The following is a 12,903-nucleotide window of genomic DNA, read 5'->3' on the forward strand; positions in this document are numbered from 1 at the left end:
GTTCGCGGGCCGATCCCACCGCCCCCTGAAGGGCAGAATGAGCAGAACCGGGAGGACACGATGATCTGCAAGAAAAAGACGCTTCTGACGGCCACCGCGCTTGGCGCGATGACGCTGGCGACCAGTGCCATGGCCGAACGCGGCACCGACGGCCAGTTGAACCTGCTTCTGTGGCAGGCACCGTCCACGCTGAACGTCTATCTGTCCACCGGGACCAAGGACATGCTGGCGTCCTCGCTGATCCTGGAGCCCTTGGCGGCCTTTGCACCGGACGGCGAGATCGTCCCGCGGCTGGCGGCCGAGATCCCCAGCATGGAGAATGGCGGCATCTCCGAGGACATGACCCAGATCACGTGGAAGCTGAAGGAAGGGCTGAAATGGTCCGACGGCAGCGACGTAACCGCCGAGGACGTCAAGTTCACCGCCGATTACTGCATGAGCGAGGAAGGCGGCTGTTCGCAGGCCGCGAAATTCGACGCCATCGCCTCGGTCGAGGTGGTGGACCCGCTGACGGTGACGATCACCTTCGACAGCCCGCGCCCTTACCCGTTCCAGGCCTTCGTCGGAAGCCAGGCTCCGATCCTGCAGAAAGCGCAGTTCGAGAATTGTCTGGGCGCCGCTGCGGCGACCTGCACCGAGGCGAACTTTGGCCCGATCGGCACCGGGCCGTTCATGGTCACGGATTTCCGCACCAATGACGTCGCCAGCTTCGAGGTGAACCCCGAATACCGCGAGGCCGACAAGCCAGCCTTCGCCAATGTGAACCTGAAGGGTGGCGGCGATTCCGCTGCGGCCGCGCGCGCGGTTCTGGAAACCGGCGAATACGACTATGCGTGGAACATCCAGATCTCGCCCGAGACGCTGAACCAGATGCTGGCCGCCGGGATGGGCAAGCTGGAAGTCGAGTTCGGCGCGACGACCGAACATCTGAAGATGAACATGACCGACCCCTCGCCCGACCTGCCCGAGGGCGAGCGGTCGACGGTGGCCCATCCGCATCCGATCCTGAGCGACGAGAATGTGCGACGGGCGCTGTCGATGGCGATCGACCGCAACATCCTGAACGAGATCGGCTATGGCGAAACCGGCGCGGCGACCTGCAACATGGTCAACGGCCCCGCGGAATTCGCGGCCGACAACACCGATTGCCTGACGCAGGACATCGAGGGCGCCAAGGCGCTGCTGGAGGAGGCCGGCTGGACCGACGAGGACGGAGACGGCATCCGCGAGAAGGACGGCCGCAAGCTGTCGCTGCTGTTCCAGACCAGCGTCAACGCGGTGCGCCAGGACTTCCAGGCGCTGATCAAGCAATGGTGGCAGGAGATCGGCGTCCAGACAGAGTTGAAGACCGTCGATGCCAGCGTCTTCTTCGGGTCGGACCCGAATTCGCCCGACACGCTGGTCAAGTTCTATGCCGATGTCGAGATGTACACCGACGTCTATGACGGCACCGATCCCGGCACGTTCCTGGCCGAACATGCCTGCGATGCCATCCCGAGCCCTGAAAACCAGTGGCAGGGCGAGAACGCGGCACGGTTCTGCTTCGAGGAATATGACGCCATGGTCGAGCAGATGTCGCAGACCTCTGGCACCGAGGCACGGGCGGCGCTGGCCCAGGAGATGGACCTGATGCTGACGCGCGACACGATGGTCCTGCAGCCGCTGATTTCGCGCGGGCGGGTCTCGGTCAGCTCGAACGCGCTGGCGGGCGTGCAGATGAACCCGTGGGACAGCGAATTCTGGAACGTGGCGGACTGGTCGCGGGCCGAGTAAGACGAGACCGGCCCGCGGACACTGAACGAGCCGCGGGCCGAACCATAACAAGGGGGAACGGGCGCATGAGACAGACGCCGACGATCGCGGGTCGACCCGCCAGCGCATGGGGTGAGCCGCCATGCTGACCTTCGTGATCCGACGCCTTCTGCTGGCGATCCCGACGCTGCTCTTCATCTCGCTGGTGATTTTCCTGCTGCTGGAATTGTCGCCCGGTGATCCGCTGGGCGACGTGCCGCTGACCGTGCCCCCCGAGGTGAAAGAGCGGATGCGCGAGGCGCTTGGCCTTGGCCGACCCTGGCCGGTTCGCTACGTGCTGTGGCTGAAGCAGTTCTTCTATGTCGAGCCGCTCTACTGGATCGACGGAATCTTCCGCACCGATTTCTCGCAAGGAATGCAGCGGATCATCAGCTTCCAGTCGCGCAGCCCGGTCTTCGACGTGATCGCGCAGCGGGTGCCGCAGACGCTGACCGTCGTCGGCATGTCCTACCTCATTGGCGTGATGATCGCGATTCCGATCGGCATCATCTCGGCCTACAAGCAGTATTCCTGGTTCGACCAGCTTGGCACCTTCGTCAGCATGGTCGGCTTTTCCATGCCCACCTTCTTCACCGGCGTCGTGCTGATCATCATCTTCGGGGTGAAGCTGCAGTGGTTCCCCTCGATCTACGACACCACGCATCAGGTGACGGACTGGGACAGCTTCCTCGTGCAGGTCCGCCAGATGGTGATGCCGGTGACCGTGCTGGCGCTGTACAACGCGGCGCAGATCAGCCGGTTCATGCGCGCCTCGATGCTGGACAATCTGGGGCAGGATTACGTGCGCACCGCGCGGGCGAAGGGCCTGGGCGAGCGGACGGTGGTCATGAAGCACGTCCTGCGCAACAGCCTGATCCCGGTCGTGACCGTCATCGCGCTTGGCCTGCCGGCGGTGTTCGGCGGCGCCATCATCACCGAGCAGGTGTTCAAGGTGAACGGCCTTGGCCAGCTGCTGATCAGCGCCATCCACGCCAACGACATCCCGATGGTGCTGACACTGACCTTCATCTTCGCGATCCTGATCGTCATCTTCACCCTGATCGCGGATATCCTTTACGGCATCCTCGACCCGAGGATCCGCTATGACTGAGACCGAACGCCAGCAGCGGCTGGACCGCGAGGAACTGGTCGCCGAGACCGCCGGCCCCGCCCCCGTCAGCACCGAGCTGCCGCCCGACGATCCGGTCCATGCCGGCGAGGAAACCCGCAGCCAGTGGCGCGACGTGTGGCGTCAGTTCCGCAGCCATACCGGCGCCATGGTGGCCCTGGTGCTGTTCATCGGTGTGATCCTGTTCGTCACCATCGGTCCCTACATCTGGACCGCCGATCCGGCCTATGTGGACATTCTTGCCCGCAACACCGGCTTTACCGCCGAGCATCCGCTGGGCACCGACCAGTTGGGCCGCGACATGCTGGCGCGGCTGATGGTGGGTGGCCGGGTCTCGATCGCGGTGGGGCTGACGGCGATGATCCTCGCGATCACGCTGGGCAGCCTGATCGGGGTCCTGTCGGGCTATTTCCGGCGGCTTGACGCGCCGTTGATGCGTCTGACGGAACTGTTCCTGGCCCTGCCGTTGCTTCCGCTGCTGCTGTTGATGGTCACGCTGTTCCGCGAGCCGTTGTCGCAGGCCTTCGGACCGGCGATGGGGATCTTCCTGCTGATCGTCAGCGCGATCGGCGCGACGAGCTGGATGCAGTCGGCACGGATCGTGCGCGGCGACGTGCTGGGCCTGAAGGAGCGCGAGTTCATTCTGGCGGCGAAATCCATCGGGACGCCCGCCCCGCGCATGATCCTGCGCCACATCCTGCCCAACGTGCTGTCGCCGATCATGGTCGCGGCCACGCTGGGCATCGCCACCGCGATCATCACCGAAAGCGCGCTGAGCTTCCTCGGCCTCGGCTTCCCACCGGATTTCCCGACCTGGGGCCGGCTTCTGTATGACGCGGTCGATCAGATGCAGATGTATCCGACGCGGGTGATCCTTCCCGGCCTTCTGATCTCGCTGACGGTGCTCTGCGTTAACTATATCGGCGACGGCCTGCGCGACGCGATGGACCCGCGGATCCGGGGGCGTTGAGCCAAGGCGCCGGTGCAGCCCCGGCCCCTGCAACGGGCCGCTGGCGCGCGCTGGCGCTGATCTGCGGCGCGGTCGTCCTGTCGATGACGCCGTGGTTCTCGGCCACGGCGATCCTGCCCGAACTGACCGCGCGCTGGCATCTGGACGAGGCCGCCGCAAGCTGGCTGACCATCGCGGTGCAGTTGGGCTTCGTCACCGGCGCCCTGGGGCTGACGATCACCGGTCTGGCGGATCGCGTCCGGATGCAACGACTGATCGGCATGGCGGCGGCGCTGGCAGCCGCTGCGAACCTGATCCTGCTGGTCGCCCCCGGTCCCGCCACCGCCATCGCCAGCCGGCTGCTGACGGGCGCGGCGCTCGCGGGGGTCTATCCGCCCGCGATGAAGCTGGTCACGACATGGTTCGTCGCCGGGCGCGGGCTGGCGCTTGGCTTCGTCATCGGCGCGCTGACGTTGGGTTCAGCCTTTCCGCATCTGATCCGCGCAGCCAGCGCGGGCTTCGACTGGCGGATCGTCGTGATCGCGACCTCGGGCTTTGCCGCGCTGTCGGCGCTGCTGCTGGGCGCTGTCGCGCGCGAAGGCCCCCATGGCTACGCGCAAACGACGTTTCGTCTGGGCGACCTGCGCCGGATCGTTCTGAACAAGCCGCTGATGCTGGCCAATACCGGCTATTTCGGCCACATGTGGGAGCTTTACGCCATGTGGGGCTGGTTCCTCGCTTTCCTGTCGGGCGCGCTGGCGCTGTCGGGAACAGGCAGCCCTGTCCTGACCTCGGCCGCGACCTTCGCGGTGATCGCGGCGGGCGCGATCGGCTGCGTCGCCGGTGGCTGGATGGCCGACCGCATCGGCCGCACCGCAACGACGGCGCTGATGATGGGCATCTCGGGCGGGTGCGCGGCAATGATCGGCTTCGTCTATGCCGGCCCGCTATGGTTACTGTTGATCGTCGCGCTGGTCTGGGGCGTGACGATTGTGGCGGATTCAGCGCAGTTTTCGGCCATGGTGACCGAACTTGCCGACCGCAGCCTGGTCGGCACGGCGCTGGCCTTTCAGATGGGCGTGGGCTTCGGGCTGACCATCATCAGCCTGCGCTTGATGCCCAGCGTGGCGGGCTGGCTCGGCAGCTGGCAATGGGCTTTTCTGGTTCTCGTCCCCGGCCCCGCCATCGGGACTGCGGCGATGCTCGCCCTGCGTCGCCTGCCAGAGGCAAACCGTATCGGAGGCGGGCGGCGCTAAGGCGCTGATCAGCCTGCGTTCAGCCACTTTCCGATCACACCAATCGGGCGCGATTAAATCGCCGCCGGGTCGGAAACATTTTTCGCAATCACAAGTTTAACAAAGGTGGGTCTTCGACCCGATCAGACAGACGGGGCGAAGGTCCCGAAACGAAAGGAGCTTCAGCATGAACGAAACACCGTACGCAGAGACCAAGCGTGGCCATGTGGACTGGGCCTCGATCCTGGCGGGGGCCGCGATAGCGGCGGGCGCCTCGATCGTGTTTACGGGCTTCACCGCCGCAATCGGGCTTGGCTCGGTCTCTGCCGAGGAAGGCGAAGGGCTGGGGACTTTCGCGCTGATCCTTGTGGGATTGTTCGCCTTCATCGCGATGGTGGCCGTCTACGCCCTGGGTGGCTATGTCGCCGGGCGCATGCGCAGCCGCAGTTCGGCCAGTGAGGACGAGACAGAGGCCCGTGATGGTATCCATGGCCTGACGGTCTGGGCGATCGGCATGATCCTGGGCGGCATTCTGGCCGCAGGCGCCGTGTCGACCGGACTGCGTACGGCCGGCAACGCGGCGGGCACCGCGGTCGAGGCTGCTGGTTCAGCCGTGGGCGGCGTCGCGCAGGGCGCGGGCCAGTTGGCTGGTGGCGTCGTGGGTGGCGTCGGACAGGTTGCGGGTGGCGCGATCAGTGGTGTGGGCCAACTGGCCGGCGGTGCAGCATCCGCTGTCGCCGGTTCGGGTGAAGGTGGCGCGCAGGGGGGCAATCCCCTCGACTACGTGACCGACCGCCTGCTGCGCAGCGAGGCCGCTGCCCCCGATCAATTCTCGAACGATCAGATCCGCAGCGAAGTCGGCAACATTCTCTCGACCGTTCTGCGGACTGGTGAAGTACCGGACGAGGATCTGGACTATCTGCGCTCGGCGCTGGCTGCCCGGACCGAACTGACGCCCGCGCAGATCGATCAGCGCGTCGAACAGGCAGTGACGCAGGCGCAGGACCTGCGGGCCGAGGCGCAACAGCGTCTGGAAGAGGCCCGTGCGCAGGCAGAGGAAGCTGTCGCGGCTGCCGAAGCCCGCGCGCAAGAGCTGCGTGACGAGGCCGAGCAGCGTCTGCAGGAAGCACAGGCCAAGGCGGTCGAGGTCGCCGAACGCGCGCGCAGCGGCGCGGTGTGGTCCGCGCTGTTCCTGGCCGTATCCTCGCTGGTCGCCGCAGTCGCCGCGTGGATGGGCGCGATCAAGGGCGGGCATGACCGCGATGCAGGCAAGATGTGGGCCGGCTTCTCGCGTCGCCGCTGACCGGCACCCTGACTGACATGGAAGGCCCCGCTGGCAATCCGGCGGGGCTTTTTCGTGCAGGTTTGGAAAAACTGGTGCCGGGTGAGGGATTTGAACCCCCGACCTTCGGTTTACAAAACCGCTGCACTACCGCTGTGCTAACCCGGCCCTAGGATGCGCCCCGGCTTGGGGCGATCCCTGCTGCGATACCGCGCGGACGGCTGCGGCGCAAGCCGAGGTTCGCCTGCGCCAGCAAACCAACCGCGACAAGACCCATCGCCATCACCAGCAGAGCGGCAGGCGCGGCATTGCCCAGATCCTCGAGACTGGCCTTTTCATGCGCGCGGGTTGCCAATGTCTCGAAATTGAAGGGACGCAGCAGCAGGGTCGCCGGCAGTTCCTTGCTGCAATCGACAAAGACCAGCAGCACGGCCGATCCGACCGAGCCGCGCATCAGCGGCAGATAGACGTCGCGCAGCACGCCGCCCGCGCCGCGGCCCAGCGAACGCGCCGCCATCGGCAGCGATGGCGGGACGCGGGTGAAGGCGCCGTCGACCGCGCCCTGCCCGATGGCGAAGAAGCGCACCACATAGGCCAGGATGATGGCGAAGCCGGTGCCGGTCAGGATCAGGCCGGGATCGGTGCCGGTCGCCGCGAGCCAGCCATCCGCGATCCGGTGGTCCAGCGCGGCGAGCGGGATCAGGATGCCGACCGCCAGCACCGCGCCGGGTGCCGCGTAGCCGATGATCGTGACCGGCAGCAGCATGCGCGGCAGTCTTCGTCCCGACAGCCGGGTGCCGTAGACCATGATCAATGCCAGCACCACGACCAGAATTGCCGCGATCCCGCCCAGGCTGAGCGTGTGCCACAGCGCAAGACCCAGACCCGGCGTCAGCCAGCCCTGCGGATAGGCCAGCGCGTAATGTCCGATGACCGCGACCGGCAGCACGAAGCCGATCGCGACCGGCAGCGCGCAGGCCAACGTCGCCATCCAGCCCCAGCGGCGCGGCAGCGGCTGCAGGATGATCGGGCGCGGCTGGCGTGCGCTCTGGTGATACCGGGCACCGCGGCGGGCCGCACGTTCCCACAGCGCCAGAACGGCGACGACCAGCAGGATCAGGCTGGCGATCTGCGCGGCGCCGCCCGCATTCTGACGTTCCAGCCAGGTGGTGAAGATGCCGGTGTTCAGCGTCTGCACCCCGAAATAGGACACCACCCCGTAATCGGCGACGCTTTCCATCATCGCGATGGCAGCGCCCGCGACGATGGCGGGACGCACCAGCGGCAGGCCGACGCGGCGAAACAGCCGCCACGGACCGGTGCCGAGCGCGCGGGCGACCTCATACGCGCTGGCGGACTGCTCGCGCAGGGCGACGCGGGTCAGCAGGTAGACATAGGGGTAAAGCGACGCGGACAGCACCAGCACCGCAGCCCAGCGCGACCGGATGTCGGGAAACCAGTAATCGCGCGCGCTGGCCCAGCCGAAGGTCTCGCGCAGTCCGGTCTGCACGGGGCCGGAATAGTCGAGGAAGTCGGCCAGTGCATAGGCGCCGATATAGGCGGGCACGGCCAGCGGCAGCAGCAGCAGCCATTCCAGCGCGCCCCGGCCCGGAAAGCGGTACATCGCGACCAGCCAAGCGGCCCCCGCACCCATCGCGGCTGCCAGCGCCCCGGTTCCCAGCGCAAGGATCACGGTGTTGCCCGCATAGCGGGGCAGCGTGGTCGACAGCAGGTGCGGCCAGATGTTGTCGGTCGGGTTGAACGCGATCCAGACGACGGTGGCCACCGGCGCCAGCACCAGGGCCGCGATCAGGATCGCGGCAAGGGACCAGCCCCAGCCCGCACGGTGGCGCAGTTCGGCAGTGCGATGGGGGCGCGCGGGCGCTGCACTTGTCATGCCGCGCCGCCTACATCAAAGCGGTTTCCCTGTCCATGAAGCGCCGCTAAGCTGCCGCGCAATCAGGCCGAATGGCCGCAGGACCGGGGGCAGGCCCATGCAGATCGTCTATCATCTTGGCGCCCACGCGACCGACGGCGACCGGATGCTGAAGACGCTGCTGAACAACCGCGCGGCCCTGTTCGAACGGCGCACGGAGATCGTCACGCCGAACCGGCATCGTGGCATCTTCGAAGAGGCGCTGATGGCGCTGAACGGCGGGCAGGCCACGCCCGAGATGGAACAGATTATGCTGGACGCGATCCTCGACAGCGATGATCCACAGCGTGTGATCTGTTCCAGTCCCGGCTTTCTGGGCCCGACTTCTCGCGTGGTCTCGGCCGAAGGGCTTTACCCGGGCGCGGCCAACCGCGTGGCCGCGCTGCGCAACCTGTTTCCACAGGCCGACAGCGAATTCTTCATCGCGATCCGCAATCCCGCGACGCTGATCGCAGAGATGATCCAGTCCGAACAGGGCGCCGACTACGCGCGGATGACGGGCAGCCCCGATCCTCGCAAGCTGAGCTGGCTGCCCGCCATGCAGGCGATCGCGCAGGCCGCGCAACGGCGGCGGCTGGTCGTCTGGTGCCACGAGGACGTGCCCCTGGTCTGGCCCGACGTGGTGCGTCTGGTCGCGGGCCTGCCCAGCGATTCCGGGCTGAGCGGCGGCCTGCTTTACATGCACGAATTGCTGGGGGATCAGGGTCTGGCGCGGCTGCGGCAGGCACTGGCCGGTCGCGACCAGATGACCATCGCGACTCGCCGTCAGGTCTATGCGGAAAGGCTGGCCGCCGATGCGTTGCCCGGTGTCCTGGACCAGGTGATCGACCTGCCCGGCTGGTCGCAGGAAACCGTAGACGTCGTCACCCGCCGCTATCGCGACGAGGTCAGCCAGATCGCGGTGCTGCCGGGGGTGGAATTCATCCTGCCCTAGCCACGGCCGCACCGCACAGCGTCAGCCCATGCCCAAGGCCTGCTTGTACATGTCGAGGATCGCCTCTTCCTCGGCGATATCGTCGCGGTCGCGTTTGCGAAGCGCGATCACCTTCTTCATCACCTTGGTGTCGTAGCCGCGCGCCTTCGCCTCGGCCATCACTTCCTTCTGGCGTTCCGTGACGTCCTTCTTCTCGGCCTCAAGCTGTTCATATTGCTCGATGAACTGCCGCAATTCGTCGGCGGCCACGCCGTAGGAGCGCTCGTCCTGCATCGTCTGTCGTCCTTCCTGCCCGGTTCGGCGCGTAGCCTTAGGCGGTCTTGCGAGGGGGCGCAATCGCCGCTAGGCCCCGAAGAGGGGCGAAGCCAAGGGAGACACGCGATGGACATCTTTGCGGCATTGGTCTGGATCGGCGTGGCACTGACGCTGGCAGGGCTCGGCGCGCTTGGATGGTGCATCGCGATCGTGGCACGGCTGCGCCGGTCCGGTCTGGACGACGCGGCGATGCGCACGGGAATGCGCCGCGCGGTCGCGATCAACATGGCGGCCTTGGCAGGATCGAGCCTTGGCCTGATGCTCGTCGTGCTGGGCCTGATGCTGGGCGATTGACGCATTCCGTTTCCAGCATATATTCCGCATGATAATCGCGGATGGTGAGTGACATGAACCCCGACTGGATCCTGGGCCTTTGCGGCGGCGTGATGATCGGCCTTGCCGCCAGCGCCTTCCTGCTGCTGAACGGGCGGATCATGGGCGCCAGCGGTCTTGTCGGCGGGCTGGTCGACGGCTCGGGGCGCGGCAACGCCGCTGAACGGGCGACTTTCGTTGCGACGCTGATCGCCGTGCCGGCACTGCTGGTCGCCGCGGGGCTGGGCGCAGCATCCGACCCGGTTGCGGGCCTTGGCACACTTGTCCTTGCAGGTCTGCTGGTCGGATTCGGAACCCGGATGGGCAATGGCTGCACCTCGGGTCACGGGGTCTGCGGCATCTCGCGCTTCTCGCTGCGCGGGATCGTGGCGACGCTGGTCTACATCGCGACCGGAATTATCGCGGTACTTGTCGGTCGCATGGTCGGATTGCACGCATGAGCCGGCTTCTTGCCGCAGCCTTGGCGGGCGGGCTGTTCGGAGCCGGGCTGCTGGTATCGGGCATGACCGATCCGGCAAAGGTGCAAGGGTTTCTGGACATCTTCGGTAACTGGGACCCGACGTTGGCCTTCGTGATGGGGGGCGCGATCCTTCCGATGCTGGCTGCGTGGCGCATCGCTGCCCGGCGGCGGATTTCGGTGATCGACGCGATGCCCCTGCCCGAGCGGCCCGACCCGGTGATCGACCGGCGCCTTCTGGGCGGCGCGGCGCTGTTCGGTGTTGGCTGGGGTCTGTCGGGCCTGTGCCCCGGCCCCGCCATGGCTTCGCTGGGCTTCGGCGGGCTGCCCGTCTGGGCTTTCTTCCTGGCGATGCTGGTGGGTATGGCGATCTATGGAAGGGTGAAGGCATGAGGGCTCTGATCCAGCGCGTTATTGAGGCCGAAGTTGCGGTCGAAGGTGAAGTCATCGGTCGATGCGGCCCGGGCCTCATGGTCCTGGTCTGCGCGATGGCGGGTGATCAGGACGAAGCCGCCGACAAGCTCGCGGCGCGGGTCGCCAAATTGCGCATTTTTCGCGACGACGAGGGTCGGATGAACCGATCCATTCTGGACATTCAGGGCAGCGCGCTGGTCGTCAGCCAGTTCACGCTGGCCGCGGACACGCGGACAGGCAATCGCCCCGGCTTTTCATCCGCGGCATCGCCCGATGACGGGCGGCGCCTGTACGAACGCTTCGCCGCTGCCCTGCGCGAGGCCGGCGTACCGATAGAGACCGGTCGCTTCGGCGCCGACATGGCGGTGCGGCTGACCAATGACGGTCCGGTGACGATCTGGATGGACAGCGCAGACCGCGCTTGACTTCACGCGCCCCAGGCCCCATCTGCCCCCTGTCGCCGCCCGCTGCCGCGTGAGCAGAGGCGAGGTCTTCGCCCCGTGGCACGACACTTCCATCCGAGTTTCCCAATCACGCGGGGAGGCTTGCGGGCAAATCGTATCGCGCCCGCACCCCTGCAATCGCCGCGCCATGATGCGCGCGGCCTCTGCCCGCGCGACCCGATACGGGGGGCGGCGGGATGAAAGACTTTGAATGACGACCGAAACCACCGACCGCCCGCGTCCTGCGGGCAAGTCCGACAGCCCGCGCCGCGCGGGCAAGCCGCGCTTCCGCAACGGCGGCAAGCCGCGTTTCCGCGATGATCGCGGCGACAACGGGGGCCGTCCTGCCCGCCCCGCCCGCGAGCCGCGCGAGGGCAGTCGCGAAAACCACGGCCGCAACGCGGTCGTGCGCGAGCCGCTGCCGACCGGCGCCTTTGCCGACATGGGCATCGATCCCCGCATCAACGCGAACCTGCCGCCATTGGGCCTGACCGAGCCGACGCCGATCCAGGCGCAGGCGATCCCGGCCATCGTGGCGGGCCGCGACCTGCTGGGCCTTGCGCAGACGGGCACCGGCAAGACCGCCGCCTTCGGCCTGCCGATGATGACGCGGCTGCTGGCTGCCGGCCGCAAGCCCGAGCCCGGCACCTGCCGCGCGCTGATCCTTGCGCCGACGCGCGAACTGGCTACCCAGATCGCCGCCAACATCGATGCCTATGCCGAGGGGACGCCGATCCGGTCGTTTCGCGTCGTCGGCGGTGCGTCGATCAACGTGCAGGTTCAGCGCATCGCTCGCGGTGTCGACGTTCTGATCGCGACGCCGGGCCGACTGATCGACCTGATCGAGCGCAATGCGGTCGATCTGTCGCAGGCCGGCTATCTGGTGCTGGACGAGGCCGACCAGATGCTGGACATCGGCTTCATCCACGCGCTGCGCCGGATCGCGAAGATCCTGCCGAAAGAGCGTCAGACGCTGCTGTTTTCGGCCACGATGCCGAAGCTGATGGAGGAGCTGGCCGACACCTACCTGACCGATCCGTTGCGGGTGCAGGTGAACCCGCCGGGTCAGGCCGCCGCCAAGATCGCGCAAGGCGTGCATTTCGTGAACCAGGGCGACAAGGCGACGCTGCTGGCCGAATATCTGTCGAAGCATCCGGGCGAATTGGCGATGGTCTTTGGCCGCACCAAGCACGGTTCGGAAAAGCTGTCCAAGACGCTCGAAAAGTGGGGCTTCGCCGTCGCCGCGATCCACGGCAACAAGAGCCAGGGTCAGCGCGAGCGCGCGCTCGACGCGTTCCGCAAGGGCACGACGCAGGTGCTGGTTGCGACCGACGTCGCGGCGCGGGGCCTCGACATTCCCGAGGTCGCCCATGTCTACAATTACGACCTTCCGAACGTGCCGGAAAACTATGTTCACCGGATCGGGCGGACTGCGCGTGCGGGGCGTGATGGCCGCGCCGTGGCGTTCTGCGCCCCGGCCGAAGTCGGCGAACTGCGCGCCATCGAAAAGGCGATGAAGTCGCAGATCCCCGTGGTCGGCGGCGAGCGTCCGGCCGAAGCGGCGGCCCCAGCCGGGCGTCCGTCGCGCGGCCGCGGCAAGCCTGCGGGCGATGGCGCCAAGAAGCGCCCGGCCCGCCGCCCCTCGCGCCGGCCGCGGAGCCAGCAGCAGGGCTGAACGTTTCAAA

At 67.1% G+C, this 12,903-nt stretch carries 13 protein-coding genes and 1 tRNA gene; 11 read left to right on the forward strand and 3 right to left on the reverse strand.

Annotated features, from left to right (window positions below):
• Positions 1 to 60: 60 nt before the first annotated feature.
• From MLD63_RS09105 to MLD63_RS09125, 5 genes are all read left to right on the forward strand, one after another.
• Positions 61 to 1,773 carry a peptide ABC transporter substrate-binding protein gene (locus tag MLD63_RS09105; RefSeq protein ID WP_255329599.1) on the forward strand — a complete coding sequence of 571 codons (1,713 nt, stop codon included), beginning with the start codon at positions 61 to 63 and terminating at the stop codon, positions 1,771 to 1,773.
• Between the two features lie 121 nt (positions 1,774 to 1,894).
• The gene (locus MLD63_RS09110) at positions 1,895 to 2,902 is read left to right on the forward strand and encodes an ABC transporter permease (RefSeq protein WP_255329600.1); all 1,008 of its coding nucleotides are present in this window, start codon (positions 1,895 to 1,897) and stop codon (positions 2,900 to 2,902) included.
• On the forward strand, positions 2,895 to 3,890 hold the full coding sequence (locus MLD63_RS09115) for an ABC transporter permease (protein ID WP_255329601.1): 996 nt from the start codon (positions 2,895 to 2,897) through the stop codon (positions 3,888 to 3,890). The genes MLD63_RS09110 and MLD63_RS09115 overlap by 8 nt, the downstream gene beginning before the upstream one ends.
• A complete protein-coding gene (locus tag MLD63_RS09120) occupies positions 3,887 to 5,125 on the forward strand; it encodes an MFS transporter (RefSeq protein ID WP_255329602.1) in 1,239 nt (412 codons plus the stop codon). Before MLD63_RS09115 ends, MLD63_RS09120 begins: the two co-directional genes overlap by 4 nt.
• Positions 5,126 to 5,291: 166 nt before the next feature.
• A complete protein-coding gene (locus tag MLD63_RS09125; RefSeq protein WP_255329603.1) occupies positions 5,292 to 6,407 on the forward strand; it encodes a hypothetical protein in 1,116 nt (371 codons plus the stop codon).
• 72 nt (positions 6,408 to 6,479) lie between these two features.
• On the opposite strand, the gene MLD63_RS09130 is transcribed toward MLD63_RS09125, so the two are convergent.
• Both MLD63_RS09130 and MLD63_RS09135 read right to left on the reverse strand, forming a co-directional pair.
• Positions 6,480 to 6,554, reverse strand: a tRNA-Thr gene (locus MLD63_RS09130).
• 1 nt (position 6,555) lies between these two features.
• Positions 6,556 to 8,283, reverse strand: coding sequence for an ABC transporter permease (locus MLD63_RS09135; RefSeq protein ID WP_255329604.1), 1,728 nt, complete (start codon positions 8,281 to 8,283; stop codon positions 6,556 to 6,558).
• Between the two features lie 97 nt (positions 8,284 to 8,380).
• On the opposite strand from MLD63_RS09135, the gene MLD63_RS09140 reads away from it, so the two are divergent.
• Complete coding sequence (locus tag MLD63_RS09140; protein WP_255329605.1) at positions 8,381 to 9,256, forward strand: hypothetical protein; 876 nt, start codon at positions 8,381 to 8,383, stop codon at positions 9,254 to 9,256.
• Between the two features lie 21 nt (positions 9,257 to 9,277).
• Here MLD63_RS09140 and MLD63_RS09145 read toward each other — a convergent pair whose 3' ends face one another.
• Positions 9,278 to 9,529: a DUF2312 domain-containing protein gene (locus MLD63_RS09145; RefSeq protein WP_255329606.1), complete on the reverse strand. Its 252-nt coding sequence runs from the start codon at positions 9,527 to 9,529 to the stop codon at positions 9,278 to 9,280.
• Between the two features lie 108 nt (positions 9,530 to 9,637).
• On the opposite strand from MLD63_RS09145, the gene MLD63_RS09150 reads away from it, so the two are divergent.
• The 5 genes from MLD63_RS09150 to MLD63_RS09170 all read left to right on the forward strand — a co-directional run bounded on the left by MLD63_RS09150 (position 9,638) and on the right by MLD63_RS09170 (position 12,893).
• Positions 9,638 to 9,865 carry a hypothetical protein gene (locus MLD63_RS09150; protein ID WP_255329607.1) on the forward strand — a complete coding sequence of 76 codons (228 nt, stop codon included), beginning with the start codon at positions 9,638 to 9,640 and terminating at the stop codon, positions 9,863 to 9,865.
• A 53-nt stretch (positions 9,866 to 9,918) separates the two neighbouring features.
• A complete protein-coding gene (locus MLD63_RS09155; RefSeq protein WP_255329608.1) occupies positions 9,919 to 10,344 on the forward strand; it encodes a YeeE/YedE family protein in 426 nt (141 codons plus the stop codon).
• A complete protein-coding gene (locus MLD63_RS09160; RefSeq protein WP_255329609.1) occupies positions 10,341 to 10,754 on the forward strand; it encodes a DUF6691 family protein in 414 nt (137 codons plus the stop codon). Before MLD63_RS09155 ends, MLD63_RS09160 begins: the two co-directional genes overlap by 4 nt.
• A complete protein-coding gene (dtd, locus tag MLD63_RS09165) occupies positions 10,751 to 11,200 on the forward strand; it encodes a D-aminoacyl-tRNA deacylase (RefSeq protein ID WP_255329610.1) in 450 nt (149 codons plus the stop codon). The genes MLD63_RS09160 and dtd overlap by 4 nt, the downstream gene beginning before the upstream one ends.
• Before the next feature lie 229 nt (positions 11,201 to 11,429).
• Positions 11,430 to 12,893, forward strand: a complete 1,464-nt coding sequence (locus MLD63_RS09170) for a DEAD/DEAH box helicase (protein ID WP_255329611.1) — start codon at positions 11,430 to 11,432, stop codon at positions 12,891 to 12,893.
• Positions 12,894 to 12,903 lie beyond the last annotated feature (10 nt).

Source organism: Paracoccus albicereus (assembly GCF_024359525.1).
In the GTDB taxonomy this organism is placed as follows: domain Bacteria; phylum Pseudomonadota; class Alphaproteobacteria; order Rhodobacterales; family Rhodobacteraceae; genus Paracoccus; species Paracoccus albicereus.

Excerpts from the sequence above, each read along its gene's own strand:
- MLD63_RS09135 (WP_255329604.1), bottom strand. The coding sequence starts at position 8,283 with ATGACAAGTGCAGCGCCCGCGCGCCCCCATCGCACTGCCGAACTGCGC.
- MLD63_RS09150 (WP_255329607.1), top strand. The coding sequence starts at position 9,638 with ATGGACATCTTTGCGGCATTGGTCTGGATCGGCGTGGCACTGACGCTG.
- dtd (WP_255329610.1), top strand. The coding sequence starts at position 10,751 with ATGAGGGCTCTGATCCAGCGCGTTATTGAGGCCGAAGTTGCGGTCGAA.
- MLD63_RS09160 (WP_255329609.1), top strand. The coding sequence starts at position 10,341 with ATGAGCCGGCTTCTTGCCGCAGCCTTGGCGGGCGGGCTGTTCGGAGCC.
- MLD63_RS09170 (WP_255329611.1), top strand. The coding sequence starts at position 11,430 with ATGACGACCGAAACCACCGACCGCCCGCGTCCTGCGGGCAAGTCCGAC.
- MLD63_RS09155 (WP_255329608.1), top strand. The coding sequence starts at position 9,919 with ATGAACCCCGACTGGATCCTGGGCCTTTGCGGCGGCGTGATGATCGGC.
- MLD63_RS09105 (WP_255329599.1), top strand. The coding sequence starts at position 61 with ATGATCTGCAAGAAAAAGACGCTTCTGACGGCCACCGCGCTTGGCGCG.
- MLD63_RS09110 (WP_255329600.1), top strand. The coding sequence starts at position 1,895 with ATGCTGACCTTCGTGATCCGACGCCTTCTGCTGGCGATCCCGACGCTG.
- MLD63_RS09125 (WP_255329603.1), top strand. The coding sequence starts at position 5,292 with ATGAACGAAACACCGTACGCAGAGACCAAGCGTGGCCATGTGGACTGG.
- MLD63_RS09115 (WP_255329601.1), top strand. The coding sequence starts at position 2,895 with ATGACTGAGACCGAACGCCAGCAGCGGCTGGACCGCGAGGAACTGGTC.
- MLD63_RS09140 (WP_255329605.1), top strand. The coding sequence starts at position 8,381 with ATGCAGATCGTCTATCATCTTGGCGCCCACGCGACCGACGGCGACCGG.
- MLD63_RS09145 (WP_255329606.1), bottom strand. The coding sequence starts at position 9,529 with ATGCAGGACGAGCGCTCCTACGGCGTGGCCGCCGACGAATTGCGGCAG.